Annotated in this window: 20 protein-coding genes; 2 read left to right on the top strand and 18 right to left on the bottom strand. The window is 48.8% G+C overall.

What is annotated here, in order from left to right; translation table 11 throughout:
* Window positions 1–134 precede the first annotated feature (134 nt).
* Entirely contained in the window at window positions 135–629 is a 495-nt protein-coding gene (gene tadA / locus OIK42_RS06545; RefSeq protein WP_273639257.1) for a tRNA adenosine(34) deaminase TadA, read from the bottom strand.
* Between the two features lie 224 nt (window positions 630–853).
* Between tadA and OIK42_RS06540 the strand changes: the two genes are divergently transcribed.
* On the top strand, window positions 854–1090 hold the full coding sequence (locus OIK42_RS06540) for a hypothetical protein (RefSeq protein ID WP_273639255.1): 237 nt from the start codon (window positions 854–856) through the stop codon (window positions 1088–1090).
* A 73-nt stretch (window positions 1091–1163) separates the two neighbouring features.
* On the opposite strand, the gene OIK42_RS06535 is transcribed toward OIK42_RS06540, so the two are convergent.
* The gene (locus OIK42_RS06535; protein WP_273641420.1) at window positions 1164–3119 is read right to left on the bottom strand and encodes a cation:proton antiporter domain-containing protein; all 1956 of its coding nucleotides are present in this window, start codon (window positions 3117–3119) and stop codon (window positions 1164–1166) included.
* A 177-nt stretch (window positions 3120–3296) separates the two neighbouring features.
* Here OIK42_RS06535 and OIK42_RS06530 point away from each other — a divergent pair, with 177 nt between their 5' ends.
* On the top strand, window positions 3297–4196 hold the full coding sequence (locus tag OIK42_RS06530) for a GGDEF domain-containing protein (RefSeq protein ID WP_273639253.1): 900 nt from the start codon (window positions 3297–3299) through the stop codon (window positions 4194–4196).
* Between the two features lie 20 nt (window positions 4197–4216).
* Here the strand turns inward: OIK42_RS06530 and tilS are convergent, their stop codons facing one another.
* The 16 genes from tilS to tsf form a co-directional block, all read right to left on the bottom strand.
* Window positions 4217–5617, bottom strand: a complete 1401-nt coding sequence (gene tilS, locus OIK42_RS06525; protein ID WP_273639250.1) for a tRNA lysidine(34) synthetase TilS — start codon at window positions 5615–5617, stop codon at window positions 4217–4219.
* Between the two features lie 85 nt (window positions 5618–5702).
* Complete coding sequence (accA, locus tag OIK42_RS06520; RefSeq protein ID WP_273639248.1) at window positions 5703–6659, bottom strand: acetyl-CoA carboxylase carboxyl transferase subunit alpha; 957 nt, start codon at window positions 6657–6659, stop codon at window positions 5703–5705.
* 29 nt (window positions 6660–6688) lie between these two features.
* Entirely contained in the window at window positions 6689–10153 is a 3465-nt protein-coding gene (gene dnaE / locus OIK42_RS06515) for a DNA polymerase III subunit alpha (RefSeq protein ID WP_273639246.1), read from the bottom strand.
* An 8-nt stretch (window positions 10154–10161) separates the two neighbouring features.
* The gene (gene rnhB, locus OIK42_RS06510) at window positions 10162–10758 is read right to left on the bottom strand and encodes a ribonuclease HII (protein ID WP_273639244.1); all 597 of its coding nucleotides are present in this window, start codon (window positions 10756–10758) and stop codon (window positions 10162–10164) included.
* Window positions 10751–11905 carry a lipid-A-disaccharide synthase gene (gene lpxB / locus OIK42_RS06505; RefSeq protein WP_273639242.1) on the bottom strand — a complete coding sequence of 385 codons (1155 nt, stop codon included), beginning with the start codon at window positions 11903–11905 and terminating at the stop codon, window positions 10751–10753. The genes rnhB and lpxB overlap by 8 nt, the downstream gene beginning before the upstream one ends.
* Before the next feature lie 3 nt (window positions 11906–11908).
* Window positions 11909–12679 (bottom strand): acyl-ACP--UDP-N-acetylglucosamine O-acyltransferase, encoded by a 771-nt coding sequence (lpxA, locus tag OIK42_RS06500; protein ID WP_273639240.1) that lies wholly within the window; start codon window positions 12677–12679, stop codon window positions 11909–11911.
* Window position 12680: 1 nt separating this feature from the next.
* Complete coding sequence (gene fabZ / locus OIK42_RS06495) at window positions 12681–13130, bottom strand: 3-hydroxyacyl-ACP dehydratase FabZ (protein ID WP_273639238.1); 450 nt, start codon at window positions 13128–13130, stop codon at window positions 12681–12683.
* 224 nt (window positions 13131–13354) lie between these two features.
* Window positions 13355–13870 carry an OmpH family outer membrane protein gene (locus OIK42_RS06490; protein WP_273639237.1) on the bottom strand — a complete coding sequence of 172 codons (516 nt, stop codon included), beginning with the start codon at window positions 13868–13870 and terminating at the stop codon, window positions 13355–13357.
* Between the two features lie 39 nt (window positions 13871–13909).
* The gene (gene bamA / locus OIK42_RS06485) at window positions 13910–16387 is read right to left on the bottom strand and encodes an outer membrane protein assembly factor BamA (protein WP_273639235.1); all 2478 of its coding nucleotides are present in this window, start codon (window positions 16385–16387) and stop codon (window positions 13910–13912) included.
* A 54-nt stretch (window positions 16388–16441) separates the two neighbouring features.
* On the bottom strand, window positions 16442–17794 hold the full coding sequence (gene rseP / locus OIK42_RS06480) for a sigma E protease regulator RseP (protein ID WP_273639233.1): 1353 nt from the start codon (window positions 17792–17794) through the stop codon (window positions 16442–16444).
* A gap of 3 nt (window positions 17795–17797) precedes the next feature.
* Window positions 17798–18976 (bottom strand): 1-deoxy-D-xylulose-5-phosphate reductoisomerase, encoded by a 1179-nt coding sequence (gene ispC / locus OIK42_RS06475; RefSeq protein WP_273639232.1) that lies wholly within the window; start codon window positions 18974–18976, stop codon window positions 17798–17800.
* On the bottom strand, window positions 18976–19839 hold the full coding sequence (locus OIK42_RS06470; protein ID WP_273639230.1) for a phosphatidate cytidylyltransferase: 864 nt from the start codon (window positions 19837–19839) through the stop codon (window positions 18976–18978). The genes ispC and OIK42_RS06470 overlap by 1 nt, the downstream gene beginning before the upstream one ends.
* A 46-nt stretch (window positions 19840–19885) precedes the next feature.
* The gene (gene uppS / locus OIK42_RS06465; RefSeq protein WP_374211863.1) at window positions 19886–20611 is read right to left on the bottom strand and encodes a polyprenyl diphosphate synthase; all 726 of its coding nucleotides are present in this window, start codon (window positions 20609–20611) and stop codon (window positions 19886–19888) included.
* 68 nt (window positions 20612–20679) lie between these two features.
* Entirely contained in the window at window positions 20680–21237 is a 558-nt protein-coding gene (gene frr, locus OIK42_RS06460) for a ribosome recycling factor (protein ID WP_273639226.1), read from the bottom strand.
* A gap of 18 nt (window positions 21238–21255) precedes the next feature.
* A complete protein-coding gene (gene pyrH / locus OIK42_RS06455) occupies window positions 21256–21999 on the bottom strand; it encodes a UMP kinase (protein ID WP_273639224.1) in 744 nt (247 codons plus the stop codon).
* 169 nt (window positions 22000–22168) lie between these two features.
* On the bottom strand, window positions 22169–23041 hold the full coding sequence (gene tsf / locus OIK42_RS06450) for a translation elongation factor Ts (RefSeq protein ID WP_273639222.1): 873 nt from the start codon (window positions 23039–23041) through the stop codon (window positions 22169–22171).
* Between the last annotated feature and the right edge of the window lies 1 nt (window position 23042).

The following is a 23042-nucleotide window of genomic DNA, read 5'->3' as shown; positions in this document are numbered from 1 at the left end:
CAACCATCTAATAATAAAGAGGTTTATTATGAAAAACACAAATCGCAGACGCACTATGATGCGTAAAACCAGCCAGAAAATATTTCAGCGCCGTCGTCAGTTTCTGAATTTTGATATCATTAACACCGCCAAAGCTAACTAATCCCGCGCTTTAGCTGCTTTTTTTCTGCACGCCGCCGTTTAAAAAAATTTGAAATAACAGCGCCACAAGACTCTGCCAGTACACCGCCCGTTACCTCAATCTGATGATTAAGCGCCTCGTGGCGACAGAGTTGCATAACGCTGCCCGCAGCACCGGTTTTTTCATCAAACGCACCAAACACCAACCGAGTAATGCGGCCATGCACGAGCGCCCCGGCGCACATCGGGCACGGCTCCAGCGTGACATACAGGGTCGCATCGATGACCCGGTAATTCTCCCGCTGTCGGGCCGCCAGCCTGAGCGCCTTCATCTCTGCATGTGCCGAAGGATCGTGATCTGTAATGGGTGTATTCCAGCCCTCACCGATAATCGTATCATCACTCACTATCACTGCGCCGACGGGGATTTCGTTCATTTGTTCTGCTTTTTGGGCCAACGCTAAGGCATGGCGCATCCAGAACTCGTCTTGACTATTTTGCTCATTCATTGGTTAAAAAACCTAATAATGTCGTCAGAAGCGCGAATAGCAATTTTGTGAACTGTCATCAAACACGCGTAACTATTTGTTTTTTAATACTTTAAATAATTTGGCTGACAACTTGCTATACTATTTGTCATACTGAATCGGTAACGACTGAACATACCATTATCGCAGTCGATACCGCTTCCTCATGTAATTATACGAAACTGTCAAACCGAAGGGAAAATATTATGGGTTTTTGGACTGCTATGGTGGTAATGGTCGCGATTGTTGCAGGCACAATAATGTCAACAGCAAAGCACAAAGCCAAAAAAGACGATCCGGCAACAAATGCCAGAACTGACGAACTTGAGAAACAAGTTGAAGCGCTCAAGGCGCGGATTGTGACACTGGAAAAAATTGTTACCGATCCCAGTTACGATTTAAAAAAGCAGTTTAAGGATTTGGAAGATGACAGGGTTGCCTAGTGATAATGGCGCTGCAGCTTTATTAATTGTCTGCTGGTAACGCACACAGACACGATTGGCGCTGCGCCGGTAACTATGACTGGCGACGCGTCACAAACCCTTCCAGTAAATAACGTTCGGCACGCTCAATACGACGCGGCTTACCCGCTATCACCAACACATCACCGGCAAGCAACTCACCTTGCCAATCCTCGACCTTACAGTCTTCACCGTTACGACGAATAGACTTTATTTTTACTTTATTATGTATCGCTGCTAATTCCTGTAGCGTTTTGCCGGTAGCGAAAGCGTCGGTACCCAGTGCGATAGCATGAATAAACTCTAACTTGTCGGCCGTGTTATAACTGATTTCAGTGGTTTCACCGGGATAAAAGCCGTGTAAGTGATCATAGCGGCCTTTACGCTCCTGCCGCACTCTTTTGAGAATACGCGACATGGGAATACCCGCACAATGCATTACCTGCGAAATTAACATCAGACTCCCTTCCTGCAGCTCTGGCACTACCTGAGTCGCCCCGGCATTATATAAATCTTCGAGATCGGCATCGCGCGGTGTCCTGACCATAATTTCGGCGTTGGGTTTGAGTTGTTTTGCCGCATTGATCACCTGCTTTGCCTTATCTGCTTCGGCAAAAGTAATCAGCACTAGCCTGGCATCGTCTATTCTTGCGCTGTGGAGCAGGTCTTTTTGGGTTGCGTCACCATATATCACCTGTTCGCCGGCACTGCGGCTTTCATAAACCCGGATCGGATCAACATCAATGACCAGGTAAGGCACGTTTTCCATTTTCAGCATTCTGGCCACCGACTGCCCAACCCGACCAAAGCCACAAATGATCACATGTTCGCGCACGTCTGCCACATCAACAACAGCGACCTCAGGCTCTATGATGCTATCTTTAGCGCTGAATTTATGCGCCAGTTCCAGGCTATGCTCAACCAGCCAGGGCGTGAGCGCCATGCTAATAACGCCCATCGAAATCAGTATCGAGGACTGCGTAGCGGTAATCACTGAGTGGCTACTGGCTAACGATGCAATAACGAAACTGAATTCCCCTACCTGGCATAATTTAAGGCCGGCGGACCAGCCATCCACCGAAGAAATAGAAAACATGCTGGCAGCAACCCTGACCAGAATGACTTTGATTGCCATCAAAATGAAGACACCCAGCACAATCCAGTGACCGTAATCCATCAGTACATCAAGATCGAGTTGCATCCCCACGGTAACAAAGAATAAGCCCATCAGAATATCGCGAAAAGGCCTTATATCCGCTTCGAGCTGATATTTATACTGACTCTCACCGAGCATCATACCGGCTAAAAAGGCGCCAAGTGCCATTGATAAACCGAAGGCATAGGTCAGCCCCCCGGCCAGCAGCGCCACCAAAATGGTCGTCAGCACAAAGAGTTCATCGGTTCTGGTGCGGGCCACCTCCCTGAACACCCAGGGTAGCAGCCATTTTCCTGCCGACATCAACACGGCCACCACCACCACGCCTTTTATCAAAGCCAGTGTCAGCGCCATAGCAAGGCTGGTTTGATCCTGACCGGATAATAAAGGGATCACGATTAAGAAAGGCACCACGGCCAGATCCTGAAACAGTAAAATACTCACCGCCAGTTGGGTTCTGACGTTATTGAGTATGCCCATTTCCGTGACTTGCTTGATTACGATGGCGGTAGAACTTAGTGCCAACATTCCGCCAATCACGATGGCTGCCGCCACAGATGTATCAAATAACAGCCACACCACGGCACAGCCCAGTACGGTTGTTAACATCATTTGCATTAAGCCGGCACCAAACACCAGCGATCTCATCGCCAGTAATTTGGGAAAAGAAAACTCCAGACCAAGGGAAAAAAGTAAAAAGACAATGCCAACTTCAGCGGTCAGGTGCATGTCTTCGGGATGGCTGAAAAGCACGATACCACTGGGCCCGGCCACAACGCCGGCAAATAAATAAGCGAGTACAGGCGGCAAATGAATACGTTTAAACACTGCTACGCTGACAACCGCTATCAACATCAACACAACAATTTGAATAAAGCCGTTTTCTAACACTTGACCCCCCAACGCAACTTAGGCATGTGTTTTGCAAATTCATTCAGTAAGTGTAATCAAAGCACACATTTTGCCAATAAACGACATTTTTTTGTCAGCAATTCGTGGATGCTAACTCGTAATATGAAGACAGGGGCAACTTTGGATATTTCAATTTTTCAGCATGACAATATAACGGTAGAAAGTAGTTTTCTCACTACGGTTGAGTCTGAGTTGCTTAGTAGTGAACAGATTAACGTGGTATTGAATCAACTGACATCAACCATTGATCTTGCCACATTAGCCTCGCTGTATTTTTCGCAGTTAGACAAGTTCTTACCGTTAACCGGTATCGACATGTCAGAATTGGACCCGTCTTTAAAAATAGAGAATTGCCAGGGTGATGTATCTGTTACCATGCAGGTGCCTGCCTGTAGCCTGGACTTTGGTAAACATGCGGCATTTATTCGCTATTATTTCGATGAGCCACTGTCACCTAACCTGCGACGCATACTCGGCTCTCTTCACCAGTTGTTTACCAAACCCCTGATGCATGCCTTAGAATTTCGACGGATGCGCCTTATGGCTACCAAAGACCCGCTCACCGGACTGGGCAACCGCAATGGCTTTAATGATGCGGCGCAGCGCTTAATTAACCGCCATGCCCGGAGCGGCGAGATGTTTGGTTTATTGGTGGTCGATTTAGACAACTTTAAGCAGGTCAACGATAAGCATGGCCATCAACAGGGCGATGAAGTCTTGCTGACGGCCGCGCGCATTGTTGGTGAGTCAATTCGTGGGCACGAAGAAGCCTATCGGTTTGGTGGCGACGAATTTTGTTGTTTAGTGGATGTAAAGTCAGAGCGGGAATTATCGGCAATTGCCAGACGTATTCACCGGGCTATGCACAAGCACCCATTGCTCAGCCGGCACAAGGTAACCTGCAGTATTGGGGGTTCGCTCTTACGCAGTGATGACTCTATAAATGCACTTTTCAGCCGCGCCGACAAAGCCATGTATGAGGCAAAAGAAGACGGCAAGGATACGTATCAGGCCGCTTAACCCGGCAACAATTTGCCCCGCTAATTGGCGTTATTATGGTTATTATGCCTGACGCTCAGTATACCAGGCACGTCGCCGTGATTATCCAGCGCCAGCACATTGCCGTTAACAATCAGGGCAACTGGTTCATTTTTGCTCGCTACCAGTAAAATTTTACCTCTTTCCCAGGGCGGGATATGCCACTCTTTTAACCATTGCTTGAGCGGTTTGTGGTGGGCCTTTCCTGTTGGTTTCACTTTGATACTGAGCGCTGGCGTTGCCACCGTGTTAATGTCCTTGTCCTGGCTAACCAAAGTTAATGGCGTGCCTGTAGGCGCTGATCCGGTATGGCCAGATTGTTCCCCTTGCAGACCAACGTCCAGACGCAGAATGATACCCTGGGCATCTAACTGCAGATCGGTCTCAGGAGCAATAGCCTGAGGCATAAGCGTGACGGCCTCACTGACGTTATGCAGATAGTAAAGCTCATCTTTGAAACGGCGGATTTCGCCGGCCTTAAGTTTCACCAGCGGCTGGCTGTCGGGATTAGCACAGAGCATTGATGTCAGTTGCTCAAGTTGTTTGGCACTGGGCATTAACAGGTTATGTTGCGCCAGCCAACGCCTTATCAGCGCGCGCTGCCAGTGCGGCGAAACCTGCTTCAGCGCCGTCACTGAAATCCGCTCATTGGATGCACACGTCATGCTCGCCAGGCGTTCATCGCAGACTTCATCCATTAATAACTGCTGTTCGCCACACAGGGCGGCGCTGCGCGATACAGTTTGAGCCATCGCAGGCCAACGCTCTGTCAGTAAAGGCAATATGGCATGGCGTAAGAAATTACGATCGTATTGCACATCCGCGTTAGACTCATCGTCTACCCACGAAAGTCCATGGGCCCTGGCATAGTCCTCGATTTGTTGGCGACTCACCCCGAGCATGGGACGGGCGATGGCAATGCCGCCCGTTTCACTGATGCTGGCCATCCCTGATAACCCTTTTGGGCCGGCACCGCGCTTTAACTGTAGCAGCACAGTTTCTAACTGATCATCCTGATGGTGGGCCGTTAATAGGGCCCCACCACTTTGCTGCGCCTGCGTCAGCAATACGTTATAGCGAGCGTTGCGTGCAACGGCCTCGAGGCTTTCACGGGGACCAGCCAACACGTTCACCGGGCGAGCATAAAAAGGGACATCAAGCTGCTCACAATAATGCTGACAAAAGGTCTGCCACTGCATGGCATTGGCGCTGATCCCATGATTTACGTATACCGCTTGCAGGGCTTTAATGTCGGCGTCTGAATGTTGTCTCAGTGTGACTAACGCATGAAGCAGCACAACAGAGTCGATGCCACCGCTTAACCCTACCACCAGGGTTTCAGGCTGATAACCAGACTGCAACGCAGTAAGTGCCGGTTTAAGCTGATGACAGATAACGTCCATGGCGCAAAAAAGACCTTATTTGGGTGATAAAAAAGGGCCGCAAGCGGCCCTTTAAAAACAAGTTAACGCGTGTTTATGCTCGCGTTTAACAGTAACCGAATGACATCAAACGCTCGTAGCGTTCTTCCATTAACTTATCCAGCGGTAACGATTGTAACTGGCTGAGTTGTTGTTTCAACGTCGCTTTTAAATTTGCTGACATGCTCTCATGATCGCGGTGCGCGCCGCCAAGAGGCTCATCAATAATGGCATTAATTAAGCCTAACTCTTTGATTTGCTGCGCACTTACGCCCATGGCTTCGGCAGCCTGAGGCGCTTTATCAGCACTTTTCCAAAGAATCGACGCACAACCTTCCGGCGAGATAACCGAGTAAGTGCTGTATTGCAACATGTTGACGCGATCGCCCACACCAATTGCCAGCGCTCCGCCGGACCCCCCTTCGCCGATGACCGTACAAATAATTGGTACCGTCAGCTCCGCCATTTCTTTCAAATTACGCGCAATGGCTTCACTCTGGCCGCGCTCTTCAGCACCCACCCCCGGATAGGCTCCCGGCGTGTCAATTAAGGTAATGATGGGCAACTTAAATTGCTCCGCCAATTTCATTAAGCGCAGTGCCTTACGATAACCTTCAGGCTTTGGCATACCAAAGTTACGTTTTATTTTTTCGGGTACATCGCGCCCTTTTTGATGACCAATCAGCATAACCGGCTGGTCGTCTAACTTCGCCAGGCCGCCGACGATGGCTTTATCGTCAGCAAATGCACGGTCGCCAGCCAGTTCGTCAAATTCGGTAAACGTACGACCAATATAGTCATGGGTGTACGGACGCATGGGATGACGAGCCAGTTGGGATATCTGCCAGGCGCCCAAATTAGAAAATATCTTGCCGGTTAAATCGGCACTTTTGGTACGCAGACGGGTGATCTCTTCTTCGATCCCCACATCAAACTCACCACCCTGATTTACCAACCGTAGCTCTTCTATTTTTGCTTCTAGTTCTGCTATGGGCTGTTCAAAATCCAAAAATTGTATACTCATTACGTGTCCTACTTTTACTCCCCGGCAAGCTAATGGAAGGTTAACTTAACCGACTGCTCACCCAGACATTGCTTTAATTCGTGCAATAACTGATCTTCGGGTGTAATAAACCAATGTGCATCGCATTTTAATGAAACTGCAACATCCGGATGTAAAATATCTAACTGAACCGGGCAACTGCCGCCCGCATAATTTCGCAAAATCGACTGCAATGACGATAACTTATCAGGTTTACACCATTGAGTATCAACTTGCAATGCCAGAGAACGTGCATTTTTCTCTCTGGCCTGCACAATGTCCATTGCGTCCCGGACGGTGATTGTATTGCCACCTGAGTAATCATCAAAGCTGACCTGTCCCTTAACCACTAATATACGGTCAGATTCCAGAATAGATTCAAATTGCTCGTACATCTCGGGGAAAAATCTGACGTCCATTCTAGCACTTTTATCATCCAGTGTAACAATAGCCCAGCGCCGTCCTTTTTTATTGGTCATCACCCGCACTCCGAGCACCAGTCCGACAGCCGTGGCCATCTGATCCTTGTTGGTGGGGCGCAAATCAACCAGACGACCATCTACATAGTGGCGTACCTCTTCGGCATATTGATTGATCGGATGACCCGTCAGATAAAGCCCCAGGGTATCTTTTTCGCCCTCAAGCCAGACTTTCTCAGGCCACGGCGGCACTTCAGCAAAGGCCTGGCGCACCTGTTCTGGCTCGGTAGTCAGTAAGCCAAACATATCAGACTGCCCAAAGGATTCGGCCTTAGCATGTTGATCGGCGGCGGCAATTGCCTCAGGCAATGTCGCCATTAACGCCGCACGATAAGGCCCAAGGTTATCCATAGCGCCCGACAGGACCAGTTTTTCCAGCACCCGCTTATTAACCCGCTTAAGGTCGACCTTGGCACAAAAATCAAATAAGTCTGAAAACGCCCCCTGGGTTTCCCGCGCTTCGATAATGGCTTCAATCGGGCCTTCACCGACCCCTTTGATGGCACCAATACCGTAGACAATGCGCCCCTGGGGGTCGACGGTGAACTTGTAGCGGCCGATATTCAGATCAGGTGGCAGTATTTCCAGTCCCATGCGGGCACATTCATCTACCAGGGTGACGATTTTGTCGGTGTTATCCATATCCGCCGACATGACGGCCGCCATAAACTCAGCCGGATAATGTACCTTTAGCCAAAGGGTTTGATAGGACACCAGGGCATAGGCCGCCGAGTGTGATTTGTTAAAACCATAGCCGGCAAACTTTTCAACCAGATCAAAGATTTTCATTGCCAGATCAGGGTCGATATTGTTGTTTTTCGAGCCTTCAGCAAATACCGCCCGCTGCTTTTCCATTTCTTCGGGCTTTTTCTTACCCATTGCCCGGCGCAGCAAGTCGGCGCCGCCCAGAGAATACCCAGCCATCTCCTGAGCAATTTGCATTACCTGCTCCTGGTACAGAATAATGCCATAAGTGGGCTCAAGGATTTCCTGCAGGCACTCGTGCTGGTAATTTTCATCCGGGTAAGAAATCGCCTCGCGACCGTGTTTACGGTCGATAAAGTTATCTACCATGCCCGATTGCAGCGGACCGGGGCGGAATAACGCCACCAAGGCGATAATATCTTCAAAGCAGTCAGGCTTAAGGCGTTTGATAAGCTCTTTCATACCGCGGGATTCAAGCTGGAATACGGCAGTCGTTTCGGCCGCTTGCAAAGAGCGAAAGCTTTTTTTATCCTCCAGTGGAATGGCCGAGATATCAATGTCTTTGCCCTGCCCTTCTTTCACCATATCCAGCGCCCACTGGATAATAGTCAGGGTCCGCAGACCCAAGAAGTCAAACTTAACCAGCCCGGCCGTTTCCACATCGTTTTTGTCAAATTGGGTAACCGGGTTTTTACCTTCATCGTCGCAATAAAGCGGCGCGAAGTCTGTAATGGTGGTCGGCGCAATCACCACTCCACCGGCGTGCTTACCGGCATTACGGGTAACGCCCTCAAGAATACGCGCCATATCTATGAGATCGCGTACTTCTTCGTCCTGATCATAAAGCTCGGGTAAACGCGGTTCAGCCTCGAAGGCTTTGCTCAGCGTCATGCCCGGATCAGGTGGAATTAACTTTGAAATGCGATCAACAAACCCATAGGGGTGACCGAGCACCCTGCCCACGTCACGCACCACCGCTTTAGCTGCCATGGTGCCAAAGGTTATGATTTGGGACACTGCGCCACGGCCGTACAACTCGGCCACGTGATCGATAACCTCATCCCGTCTGTCCATACAAAAGTCAACGTCGAAGTCGGGCATGGACACCCGTTCCGGGTTCAAAAAGCGTTCGAAAAGCAAGTCAAACTCAAGGGGATCAAGATCTGTGATTTTAAGTGCATAAGCCACTAACGACCCGGCGCCGGAACCCCGCCCCGGCCCTACCGGAATGCCGTTATCCTTACTCCACTGTATGAACTCCATAACAATCAGGAAGTAGCCGGGAAAGCCCATTTGGTTAATAACGCCCAGCTCTATGTTTAAGCGTTCATCATAAGGCGGCCGTTTTTCGGCCCGCTCGGCTTCATCAGGAAACAAGAACTCAAGGCGTTCTTCAAGGCCTTCTTCAGAGACTTTGACTAAAAAGTCTTCGGTAGTCATGCCGCCGGTAGGAAACTGCGGCAGGAAATACTCACCCAAACGTACTGTTACGTTACATCGCTTGGCTATCTCAACGGTATTTTCCAGCGCCTCGGGAATATCTTCGAACAGCGCGGCCATTTCTTCTGCGGTGCGCAGATACTGCTGTTCGCTGTAGTTTTTGGGCCGGCGTTTGTCATCCAGCGTGTAGCCATCATGAATGGCCACCCGGATTTCATGCGCTTCAAACTTATCACGATCAATAAAACAGACTTCGTTGGTGGCCACCACCGGTAAACCATTTTGTTCAGCTAACGCAAAAGCCGCATGAATGTAATCTTCTTCACCGCGCCGGCCAGTGCGCACCAACTCCAGATAATAGCGGTCGGCAAAATGCTGCTGATAAAACGCCAGATTGTCTTGCAGCAAACGAGGGTTATTTTTAATGAGCAGTTGGCCTATATCCCCTTTCATACCGCCGGAGAGCACAATAACGCCCTGGGAATGCTCTGCCAGCCACTCTCTGTCGATCACCGCCCGGTGACCCACATGACCACGCAAATAGGCTTTAGAAATCAACAAGGTGATGTTTTTATATCCCTCGTTGTCCATGGCTAACAGGGTTAAACGGAAAGGGGCGTCATCAAAATCTTCGCTCAGCACCCAAAAGTCACAGCCGATAATGGGCTTAATACCGCGTGCGTGGGCTTCGGAATAATACTTTACCAGGCCACACATATTCATCTGATCGGTAATGGCCACCGCTGGCATGCCAAGTTCTTCAACTTTGGCAAGTATGGGCTTGACCTTATTAAGGCCATCCATCATGGAATAGTCACTGTGCACCCGCAGATGAACGAAATTTGCTGACATGTTGGTACTTAACCTTTTGTGGTTGCCATCGACCCCTGGGCCGTAAGCAGGGCCTGGACAGGCTTAAAGCTTTTTCGATAACAGGATAATACACCGTTGTCGGCCAGTGCTGCAAAATGGGCTTTAGTGGGGTAGCCCTTGTGCGCGGCAAACCCATACGCTGGATAGCGTTTGTCGAGCTCAAGCATATCGTTATCGCGTTCTACTTTGGCGATAATCGATGCCGCGGAAATTTCTGGGTGTAAGCTGTCGCCTTTTACCACTGCCTCAGCCGCATACGCCCACTTAGGTAAACGATTGCCATCTACCAACACGTAATCAGGTGTCAGTAGCAGGGCATCCACAGCGCGAGTCATGGCCAACATGGTGGCATGCAATATATTAAGCTGGTCTATCTCTGTTGGGGTAGCTCGCCCGATTGCCCAGGCCAACGCATTTTTTTTAATTTCCGCCGACAAGGCAATACGCTTTTTTTCGCTGAGTTTTTTGGAGTCAGTAAGGCCGGCGATGGGCTTGCTGGGATCCAGGATAACCGCGGCGGTCACTACGTCTCCAACCAGTGGCCCACGACCTACTTCGTCGACCCCCGCTGTCAACCTATTCATTGATAACCTCCAGCACCGCCGCTGCCGCTTGTTCATCGGCATTTCGCTTCAACGTTTTATGCAGCGTTACAAAACGCTCCGTGAGTTGGCGATTATCAGCATCAAACAATGCCAGTAATTCTGCGCACAGCCTGTCGGGATTCACCGCGTCTTGTAACAGTTCTGGCACCAGTTGCTCGTTGGCGAGGATATTCGGCAAGGCAAAGTAATCGGGCTTGTACATTTTCATCATCAATTTGTGGGTGAGCCAGGACAATAGATACGCCGCCACCATGGGCCGCTTACACAGCATCGCTTCGAGGGTTGCCGTGCCGGAGGCCAGCAATATCACGTCGCTGGCTATCATGGCGTCGCGGGAGTGCCCTTCAACAAGCGTCACCCGTTGGTCGTTTTGCCAATGCGAAAAGTGTACGTCTAAATATGACTGAATCTGCTGGTAACGGCGATGATTAGCCGCCGGAATAACAATCTGACACTGGGGTTTATGTTGCCACAGGCGCTCTACCGTGGCACAAAATACCGGCAGCAGCCTGGCTACTTCGCCCCCCCGACTCCCGGGTAACATCGCAAGGCATGGGGTGTTGTTGTTTAATGTCAGTGTCTTACGCGCTGCCACCTGATCAGGCTCAATGGCGATGATATCGGCCATGGTATGGCCTACAAAGGTATAGGGCACCTGATATTGCTCATAAACCTGCTGTTCGAATGGGAAAATCCCCAACACCCTGTGAGTCGCTCTGGCAATTTTATGTATGCGCTTTTCACGCCACGCCCATACTGTCGGACTGACATAATGAATGGTTTTGATGCCCTGTTGTTTTAATACCGTTTCAACGCGTAAGTTAAAATCAGGCGCGTCGACACCAATATACACATCAGGTGGTTGTTGAATAAAGTGATCAATAAGGGCATTTTTAACTTTCAGGATGGGCCGAATACTCGACAAGACTTCAACCAGCCCCATCACCGACAAGATTTCAATATCAAAAAGACTGGTGCACCCGGCAGCTTGCATTTGTGGCCCGGCGATGCCTTCAAAAATCGCATCCGGGTGACGTTGACGCAGTGCTTTTATTAATCCTGCTGCAAGCACGTCACCGGAGGCTTCTCCGGCAACGACCGCGATACGTAGAGGTTTATTTGGCATGCCTTAACGGACTATACCGCGTTCAGAGCCGGTAAGAAAATTAACCAGTAACGCGATTTCATCATGCTCTGTCGCCATATCTTTGAGCTTTGTGACAGCTTCACCAATGGTGTTGTTGTCGCGGTAAATGACTTTATAGGCACGTTTAATCGCCATGATGGTCTCTTTGCTATAACCGCGGCGACGTAACCCTTCTGAGTTAATCCCCTGTGGCACGTGCTTGGTACCACTGACCATGACAAAAGGCGGAATATCGCGCAATACAATAGCGCCGCCACCGGTAAAGGCATGCTTACCGATTTTACAGAACTGATGCACGGCGGTAGTGCCGCCTAATATGGCGTGATCGCCAATTTCAACATGCCCGGCAACCGCCACATTGTTCGCCAGAATGGTGTTATCACCAATCACACAATCGTGGGCGACGTGGGCATTTACCATCAGTAAATTACCTGAGCCAATGCGCGTGATACCCTGATCCTGAACGGTACCACGGTGCACAGTAACCCCCTCACGAAAGACATTGTTATCGCCAATGACAAGTTCGGTGAGTTCACCGGCATATTTCTTATCCTGGCAGTCCTCGCCGATGGATGTGAACTGATAAAAATGGTTACCACTGCCAATACGCGTGGGGCCCTTCACAACAACATGCGACTCAAGTCGACAGTTGTCGCCTATGACGACGTTGTCGCCAACAATTGAAAAGGGGCCGACGGTGACATTTTCACCAATAGTGGCGTTTGGCGAAATCACCGCTGATTCATGGATCACGTTATTCTTTCTCTCTCATTGCACACATAAATTCAGCGTTACAGGCTTCTTCGCCATCAACACTGGCTACACCTTTAAATTTCCAGATACCGCGACGTTCTTTAACCAGACATACATCAAAGTCGAGTCTGTCACCGGGCGTTACCGGTCGTTTAAAACGTGCATTGTCAATCCCTGCATACAAGTATAGCTTATCGTTTTTTTCGATGGTTTTGAAACCTAACACGCCGGCTGCCTGAGCCATAGCCTCAAGGATAAGGACCCCCGGAAAAATAGGATAATCAGGGAAATGTCCGGTAAAACACGGCTCGTTAAATGTGATGTTTTTGTAGGCTTTTATACTTACACCCAGCTCATAGTCTGTGACTCTGTCGATTAACAGAAATGGATACCTGTGAGGTAGTAAATCCATGATTTCACGGATTTCGATGGTATTTAGTGAGTTGGCCAAAAATTATCTCCTTCGACGCAATACAAGCAGACAGCTCCCTGGGTGGTGACTTTGCCGCTACAATTTCATATGGGCCGCAACCTTACGCGTTAATCACATAAAAACAAATCAGACCAACACAATGCGCTGGTCTGATTAAATACGATTAAGATACTTGTTGCTGTGCAGCGGGCCGTAAACGCTACACAAATATAGCCTGCGGCTTTAAACAGGACCGGTAGTGCTTAGTTAAGCTTACCCATCTGATCCAATACCTGTTGAGACAGGTCATGGCTTTCGTCAGCATAAACAACTGCTGGTGCATCCAGTACAAGATCGTATTCGCCTTCGGCAGCAACCGAGTCAATGGCCTGCTTGATCAGCGCCAGCAGCTTGTTACGTTCTTCGTTCTGACGACGCTGAATATTTTGTTGCAGAGGTTGTACTTTTTGCGAAAGTTGCTCACGTACAGAAAGGATTTTCTCTTCCAGTTCTGACTTTTCCTGAGCACTCATCGTGGCCGCGTCACGTTGTAACTTTTCAGCGTACAGTTGACCGTCACGTTGTAGCATATTGACTTCATCAACCTGCTCTTTAAATTCCATCGAGATGGCATTCTGAATTTCCGCCGCCTGTGGAAGAGCCTGATAAATACCTTGTACATTTACGACGCCAATTTTCTGCTGCGCTATCGCAGCCGAACTAAACATCGCACTTCCTAACATTGCCGATGCAATTGCGTATGTTGCCAATTTTTTCAAAAGGAACTCCTCTTATTTTCTGGTCTGAGCCAGCTTAAATTAAAATGTTTGACCAATATTAAATGTAAAGAATCTCGCATCATCCCCTTCGCGTTCTTGCAATGCTTTGGAGAAACTAAAGACCATAGGGCCCATTGGCGAAATCCATTGTACAGAAATACCGGCAGAACTGCGAAACAAACTCCAATCTGAATAATCCAGCAATTGCTCTGAACTGTTTAAATTATTCAGCTCTTTATACTCGTCGTAATCAAATTCAGTATCCCACACGTTACCAACATCAATAAATACGCTGGTTCTTACAGAATTTGAGGCATCGTCTTCGATGAATGGCGTAGGTGTAATAAGCTCTACCCCACCCAATATCATCGCGTTGCCGCCCAAACTGCGGCGCGATAACTGGTAACTGTCACCTGATGGGTCACCCGGAATTTTCGTACCGTCAGGCAATGTTATTGTATTTCCGCCTGCTGTGCGGAAAATACCACGGGGCCCTACCGTATTATTTTCGAAACCACGCAGGGTATCGGCACCACCCGCGGTGAAGTTCTGGGTAAACGGCAGTATTTGATCGTTACCGTTAACGTCGCCATAACCATTACCATACCCGACTCTTAATTTGGTTAACACCGACCATTTTTGGTTACGGGTAAGCGGAAAATAGAATTTCGCATCGTAGATGGATTTAAAGTAATTAACGTCAGAGTTTGGCGTGGTGATATTAAATGACGCGCGCTGAGTCGACCCCGCAGTGGGGAATAAGCCCCGGTTGATGGTGCTGCGACTCCATGAAACTGAACTTTCTAAGCTGGTATAAGATATTGGCGCGTCCGGATTAAGTTCGTCAGTAAACTGACTGTAAAACCGGTTTGTTTGTATGTAGTTACCGCGATTTGACAATTCTATATCAGAATAAGTCAGACCAAAGCTGATACGGTTAAACTCATCAATGGGGTAACCAATGGTGCCGCCCACAGACCAACGTTTTTGATTGTAAGAAATAACGTTAAAGCTCGAACCGTCAAATTCGCTGTAGGCAACCGTGCCACCTAAACTGATGCCGTCAATGGTAAAGAACGGGTCCGTATAGGATAGCTGCGCTGACTTTTGATAAGACACCGTGCTAACGTTAATACCAACGCGCTTACCGGTACCAAGGAAGTTATCCTGTTGAATACCGGCCTGTAGGCCAAGTTTGGTGCGGTCGCCGTAGCTGATACCAGCATTAAACGAGCCGGAAGGCTGTTCTTTTACACTAAATTCCACGTCAACCTGATCTTCTTTACCGGGAATACGCACCGTTTCAAACTCGACTTCTTCCATATAGGTTAAGCGCGACATGCTGTTTTTGGATGTTTCCAGCATAGAGTTGGATAACCAGGTACCTTCCATTTGCACCACGTTCTGACGCAATACTTCGTCGGCGGTTACGGTATTGCCGGTAAAGTTAATACGGCGGACATAAATACGTTTACCCGGATCAACGCGCAGCGTTAACTTAACCGTTTTATCTTCGTCGTTGATTTCCGGTACCGTGGTGACGGTAGGATAAGCATAGCCAAACCGGCCCAGGTATTTACTGATAAATTCTTCGGTATAAGTCACTTCTGCCTGGTTATACAGCTCACCCGGTGTCAGTGGCAACACTTGCTCTATGTAGTTTTCGTGGCCTAGCAGTTCACCGACCAGCTCAACTTCAGAGATTTCATATTGTTCGCCTTCCGTTACGTTCATGCTGATATAAATCGCATCTTTCTCGGGCGTCATGGCGACCTGGGTAGAGTCTACGTTAAACCGCAAATAACCGCGGTCCATGTAAAAGTTACGCAGGGTTTCCATATCACCTTGCAGCGTTTGCTGCTGATAACGGGTTTCAGATAAGAAATCCCACCAGGCGGTATTAAACTGTAACTCAAAATCTTCCAGTAACTCCTCGTCACTGAACAGCTCATTACCAACGATGTTAATCTGTTTAATGCTGGCGGCGTCGCCTTCTTCGAACAACAGTTTCAAATCAACCCGGTTACGCGGCAACGGCGTAATGATTGCCGTCACGTCAGCATTATATTTACCGATACTGTAGAAAAAGTCCTTCAGGCCATTCTCAATCGAGGTCAGAACGGTTTTGTCCAGCGGCTCACCAATACGAATGTTGCTGCCATCCAGGCTTTCCTGCAACTGTTCGTCTTTGATGTCGTCGTTACCCTCAAAAATGATGTTACTGATGGTAGGTCGCTCAGCAACTTTGATAACCAGCGTGTTACCATCACGAAGCACTTCAATGTCCTCAAAGTGCGTGGATGAGTATAGTGAACGGATCAACTGAGTGATGCGGAATGTATTAACTTCATCGCCACGCTGAACTGGTATGTACGTCAACGCCGCGCCTAAGGCAACCCGTTGTAACCCTTCAACCCGAATATCTTCAACGACAAACTCACTGTTGTCTGATGCAGCGTTGGCTAAGCTAGCACTGGAGTAGAGAATTCCGGCTACTACTAACTGATTAAACTTCATCTATTCTTTTTCTTCCTGCTGCGTTGGCTTGTTCTTGCTCGCGTTTATAAAAACTCACGACAAACGCGTAATATCATTAAATATGGCAATGCTCATAATTGTAAACAACAACATTGCTCCGATTCTAAAGCCCCATTCCTGAACTTCCTCAGGAACCGGCTTACCGGTTATCCACTCAATGGTGAAGTACATCAGGTGACCGCCATCAAGCATTGGTAGGGGCAGCAAATTTACGATACCCAGGTTAACACTGATGAGGGCCAGAAAACTCAGAAAGTAAACCAACCCATACCCTGCACTATTTCCGGCACCCTGAGCAATCGCAATAGGACCACTCAGGTTTTTCACCGATACATCACCGGTGACTAACTTACCAATCATCTCAACGCTTAACGTCATTAAGCGCCAAGTCTTATCTACGGCTTTGCCAATAGCCTCCAGTATCCCATACTGGTGAGTAAACACATAACCATCTGGCCACGGCTCGGCATATGGACTCACACCCAGGTAGCCACTTTGGCCATCTGGCGTATCACGGCGACCAATTGTGGCAGAAAGGTCATAGGTTTGACCAGCCCTGTTTACACTTATCACCACTTCTTCGCCCGGTTTGGCCTGAATTTCTTCTACCAGAGCCTGCCATGACTCCACCGACTCACCGTTGAGTGCAGTAATCAGATCGCCTTTTTCTAACCCCGCTTTAGCGGCCGCCGAAGTCTCTGCCACATAAGCAACGTTTAATGTTGCTTCAGGTCTGAACTCGGTTATTCCCATACTGCGTAAAGGAGACTCCGATTCTTCGTCAAAGTTCCATGCTGTGATGTTTAGCGTCCGCTGTTGTGACACACCTCTGGGATTAACCACCGTCATCTCCATTGACGACTGACCAATGTGCGACATTAATTCAAAGTTAACCGCTTCCCAATCCGGGGTTTCACGCTCGCCAATATGGGTAATTTCCATTTGCTCTGTGAGGCCGGCCTGCGCAGCGATACTCTGCGGTGCGACGTCACCAATGACAGGTTTCACTGTGCTTATACCAATCAGATACATCACGTAGAGCGCGATAGCGGCAAAGATAAAGTTAACCCCAGGCCCGGCGGCAATAATGGCCATGCGCTGGCCTACCGATTTGCGGTTAAACGCCTGTGAGGAAAGCTCCGGCGGCACCTCATCAATGCGTTCATCGAGCATGCGGACGTAACCCCCCAAAGGAATGGCTGCCAACGCGAATTCGGTACCATGGCGGTCGGTCTTACTCCAGATAGGTTTACCAAAACCTATCGAGAAACGTTTTACAAACACACCACAGCGCCGCGCGACATAATAATGCCCCCACTCATGCACGGCGACCAGTATGCCTAGTGCAATGATAAACGCTCCGGCGTTACGTAAAAATTCAAACACGCCCTAACCTTCCTCAACCAATGTTAATGCGGCAAGTCTTGCCTGCCGGTCTAATTCCAGAACCTGTTGGATAGACGAAACCTCAGTTGGTTCAAAACGATTTAACACTTCGCTGTTAATTTGTGCGATTCGGTTAAAATTAATGCGCTTTGCTAAAAAAGCCTCCACGGCTATCTCATTGGCGGCGTTAAGCCTTGTCGTGGCTGACTGACCCGAACGGCAGGCGTCAATGGCCAGATACAGATTGGGGAAACGCGCCGGATCCGGGGTGCTAAATGATAAATCGGCCAGGGTTGCAAAATCTAATGGCGCAACACCGGCATTAATACGCTGCGGGTAACCCAGGCCATAGGCAATCGGTGTTCGCATATCCGGATTGCCCATCTGCGCGACCACAGAGCCATCAATGTATTGCACCATCGAGTGAACCGTACTTTGCGGATGCAATACCACCTGAATGTTGTCTGGTGTCAGCCCAAACAACCAACAGGCCTCTATAAATTCCAGGCCTTTATTCATCATGGTTGCCGAATCTACCGAGATTTTACGCCCCATATCCCAGTTAGGATGGCTACATGCCTCGTCTGGCGTAATGGAATCAAAAGTCGTTACGTCCCGTTCGCGAAATGGCCCGCCTGAGCCGGTTAAAAGGATTTTACTGATCCCCGACGCCACTAAATTGCCGTACTCAAAGTTTTCTGGCAAGCACTGAAAAATGGCATTGTGTTCGCTATCAATAGGTAGTATTTCGGCTTTTGATTGTTTGGCAGCATCCATAAACAATGCCCCCGACATCACCAGTGACTCTTTATTGGCTAACAATACCCGTTTACCAGCTCTTACTGCTGCCAGAGTAGGCTCCAGTCCTGCCGCGCCAACAATTGCAGCCATGACAGCATCAACCTCAGGTGCCGAGGCGACTTCTTCAAGAGCCCGTTGACCACTGAGGACTTCGGAGGTTAACTGATACTGATTAACCAACAGGGATGCTTGGGCATAGTCGGCGTCATCGGCCACCACGATATACCGTGCATTACAGGCTTTAGCCTGTCTGACGAGCAGTTCAACCTGTTTGTGACCGGTGATGGCAAATACACGAAAGTCATCCGGATGCCGGCTTATTACGTCCAGCGTACTTTGCCCGATTGAACCGGTTGCGCCTAAAATGGTGATTGTCAGCATCAGGCCATCCAGGTGACGTAACAATACGCGAACACAGGGAATGCCGCTGTCAGGCTATCGATTCGGTCCATCAGACCACCGTGGCCAGGCAGGATGCGGCCGCTGTCTTTTATTCCGGCACAGCGTTTAAACATACTTTCGTTTAAATCGCCCAGCGCCGACACGGCAACAGTTAAGCCACCAATCAGCAGATGTAACCATATACGCGAACTTTCAACCTGATAATGTAAGGCGGCAAAGGCGATGATAGCAAACGACGCCATCACACCACCAAATAAACCCTCGAAGGTCTTACCCGGCGATACGTTAGGCCTTAGTTTATGCCGGCCAAACTTTACACCTACGAAAAACGCACCAATATCCGCCGCCCACACAATACCTAACACATAAAAAATAAGCGATGCACCGTAAAACGTGTCCACATCGTAAAGGCTTGAACGCAGGGCCACCACGGCTACCCAGGTGGGAATCAGCGTAATCACGCCAAACAGACAACGAATAATCCAGCTTTGCTGCCAAAAAGCAGAATAGCGTGGATAGGCAATAATCATGAACAAGGATGCCAGCCACCACAGTGCCGCCAGTGACAAAATCCAGTGGTAAAGCGCATTGAGTGACCCCTGAAACCAAATCAGCTCAACGTCTACCAAGGCAATTAACCCAAGACAGACTGCCAGTAGTGCAAGTCCAAACACTACCTTGACAGGCCGCGACGACAAACCAGACATATTCGCCCACTCGTAACCACCGAGCGCAACAACGCCGGCTATCACATACTGGAACATGGTAATGGGTAAAAATAGAATAGCCAGAATAGCCAGCGGCGCCAGAATGATCGCCGTAATGATTCGTTGTTTTAACATGTGCAGGGTCTTTTATAAAAAGATGGCGGCATTGATGAGAATAACATCAGCTTTCAATCTCAGCTGTTTCGACTTGCTCACCGATGAGGCCGAAGCGGCGCTGACGTACATTAAAATCTTTTACCGCTAATGCAAACGCCTGTTCATCGAAATCCGGCCACAACACATCGGTAAAATACAGTTCTGCATAAGCACATTGCCACAACAAGAAATTACTAATGCGGTGCTCGCCTCCGGTACGAATAAGCAAATCAAGCTCCGGTAACCCCTGCGTGGACATATATTTATCGAATTCAGTTTCATCGACGGCGGCAATGTCCAACTCACCTTCCGACACCTTACTCATCAGCTGTTTGGCCGCGTTGACAATATCCCAGCGGCCGCCGTAGTTAGCCGCGATATTGAGCACTAAATCCTGATTTGAAGCGGTCATTTCTTCGGCACGTTTGATTTTATCAACCAGCTTGCGGTCAAACCGCGAGACGTCGCCTAGCACCTTCAACCGCACACCGTTTTTATTTAATCGTTTTGCTTCGCTGTTAAGCACCAGGTTAAACAAGTCCATCAAAACAGAGACTTCTTCGTCCGGGCGCTTCCAGTTTTCACTGCTAAACGCAAATAATGTCAGCGATTGAATTGCGTTTTTACGCGCATAGCGTACTGCTGCCCGCACGGATTCAACACCAGCCCGATGACCAAACGTACGAATTTTCCCTTTCTTTTTTGCCCACCGGCCATTGCCATCCATAATAATAGCTACGTGCTTGGGCATGTTTAACAACGCTGACTTTTCAGCCAGCGTTGTGTCGGTATCAGACTGCAATTGCGCCATGAGCTTTTCTATACTTCCATTAACTCGGTTTCTTTATCAGTCAACATATTGTCGACTTTTTTAATAAATTCATTGGTCAGTGATTGCACATTCTCTTCACCAGCGCGGCTCTCATCTTCGCTGATTTCTTTTTCTTTCAGAAGTTCTTTAATATCGCTGTTAGCATCGCGTCGGATGTTACGAATAGCTACCCGGCCCTGCTCTGCTTCGTTACGAACCACGCGGATCAGATCTTTGCGACGCTCTTCTGTAAGCGGGGGCAACGGGATGCGAATCGTCGTGCCTGCACTCATCGGATTTAAGCCCAAATCAGCCTGCATGATAGCTTTTTCAACTGCCTGAATAGCGCTTTTATCAAACACGGTCAGTGCCAGGGTACGGCTGTCTTCAGCAATGACGTTTGCCACCTGACGTAAGGGCGTGTCTGACCCGTAATACGACACCTGGACACCATCTAACAAACTTGGGTGCGCTCGTCCGGTACGAATTTTACTGAACTGGCTCTTTAACGCACTTACACTTTTTTCCATACGCTCACGCGCATCTAATTCTATTTCATCGATCACGTTTTATTTCCTGTATTTTTACTCGTTCACACTTTCAACATGGTCAATAAGAGTACCTTCTGGCTCTCCCATTACCACCCGCTTTAAACAACCGGGCTTATTCATGTTAAATACGCGAATTGGCAAGCTATGGTCCCGCGCCAGCGTAAACGCCGACAGATCCATTACTTTTAATTCTTTTTCCAATACGTCTTCATATGACAACTGCGAATACAATTTAGCCTCGGGGTTTTTGACCGGGTCGTCACTGTATACGCCATCGACTTTAGTGGCTTTTAACACGGCATCCGCTTCGATTTCAATACCGCGTAAACAGGCCGCAGAGTCTGTAGTAAAGAAAGGATTACCGGTTCCGGCTGAGAAGATCACCACTCGTCCAGACTTAAGAAGGCTGATAGCTTCGGCCCAGTTGTAGGCATCACACACGCCATTCAGGGGAATAGCAGACATCATGCGGGCGTTTACAAAGGCACGATGCAGTGCATCACGCATGGCAAGGCCATTCATAACTGTTGCCAGCATACCCATGTGGTCACCCACAACACGGTTCATACCAGCTTTGGCGAGTCCTTCACCACGGAACAGATTACCACCACCGATAACCAGTCCCACCTGAACACCTAACTCTACCAGTTCTTTGATCTCCTGGGCCATTCGGTCCAGTACTTTAGGATCAATGCCAAAGCCTTCATTCCCCATAAGCGCTTCACCACTTAGCTTAAGCAGGATGCGTCGGTAGGCTGATTTTGGTGCGATGCTCATTGTTATTGTTTCCTCTTGATTCGGCTTGGGTCATATTTCGCTGACAAACTATGAGCCAAACCGACTTAATCGGCTTTTATTTTAGATCTTTCGTACATAAAAAAGCACCCCCGAAGAGGTGCTTGGTAGTGTATCCGACATTGGCCGAATGCAAAAGTCAAACCGCTAATTATTTCTTAGCAGCTGCCATTTGCGCTGCTACTTCGGCAGCAAAATCTTCACTCTTTTTCTCGATACCTTCGCCCACTTCAAAGCGAACAAAGTTAACCACGTCAGCACCGTTTGACTTCAACAGCTCACCAACAGAGACAGATGGATCTTTTACGAAAGGCTGACCAGTCAGGCTGATTTCGCCGGTGAATTTCTTCATACGGCCAGCAACCATTTTCTCTGCGATGTCTGCAGGCTTACCAGATTGCATAGCAATCTCGATCTGAATGGCTTTCTCTTTCTCTACTACCTCAGCTGGTACCTGCTCAGGCTTAACAAACTGTGGGCTCGAAGCGGCAACGTGCATAGCAACGTCTTTCGCCAGCTCTTCATCACCACTGGTCAGGATAGACACAACGCCGATACGGCCGCCATGAACGTATGCACCAAGAGTTTCACCTTCAACAGTCAGTACGCGACGCGGAGAGATGTTTTCACCAATTTTAGCAACCAATGCATCACGCACATCGCTGACTACGCCGCCGTCAATTTCAGACGCGTTCAGTTCTTCGATGTCGTTAAGACCTTTGTCAAATGCAACGGTAAGCAGTTTGTTACCAAATGCTAAAAAGCCTTCGTCGCGAGCAACAAAGTCAGTTTCGCAGTTCAGTTCAAGCATGGTAGCCTTACCACCTTCAACTTTAGTCAGGATAACGCCTTCTGCAGCGATACGGCCTGCTTTCTTAGCGGCTTTCGCCTGACCTGACTTACGCATGTTTTCGATGGCCAGTTCGATATCACCATCGGTCTCAACTAACGCTTTTTTGCAATCCAGCATGCCGGCGCCAGTACGCTCACGCAATTCTTTTACGAGTGCTGCAGTCACTGCCATT

The sequence above is a fragment of the Alteromonas gilva genome (assembly GCF_028595265.1).
GTDB lineage: Bacteria > Pseudomonadota > Gammaproteobacteria > Enterobacterales > Alteromonadaceae > Alteromonas > Alteromonas gilva.
The sequence above is the reverse complement of the archived record's forward strand: the minus strand, read 5'-3'. Positions and strand labels throughout refer to the sequence as shown.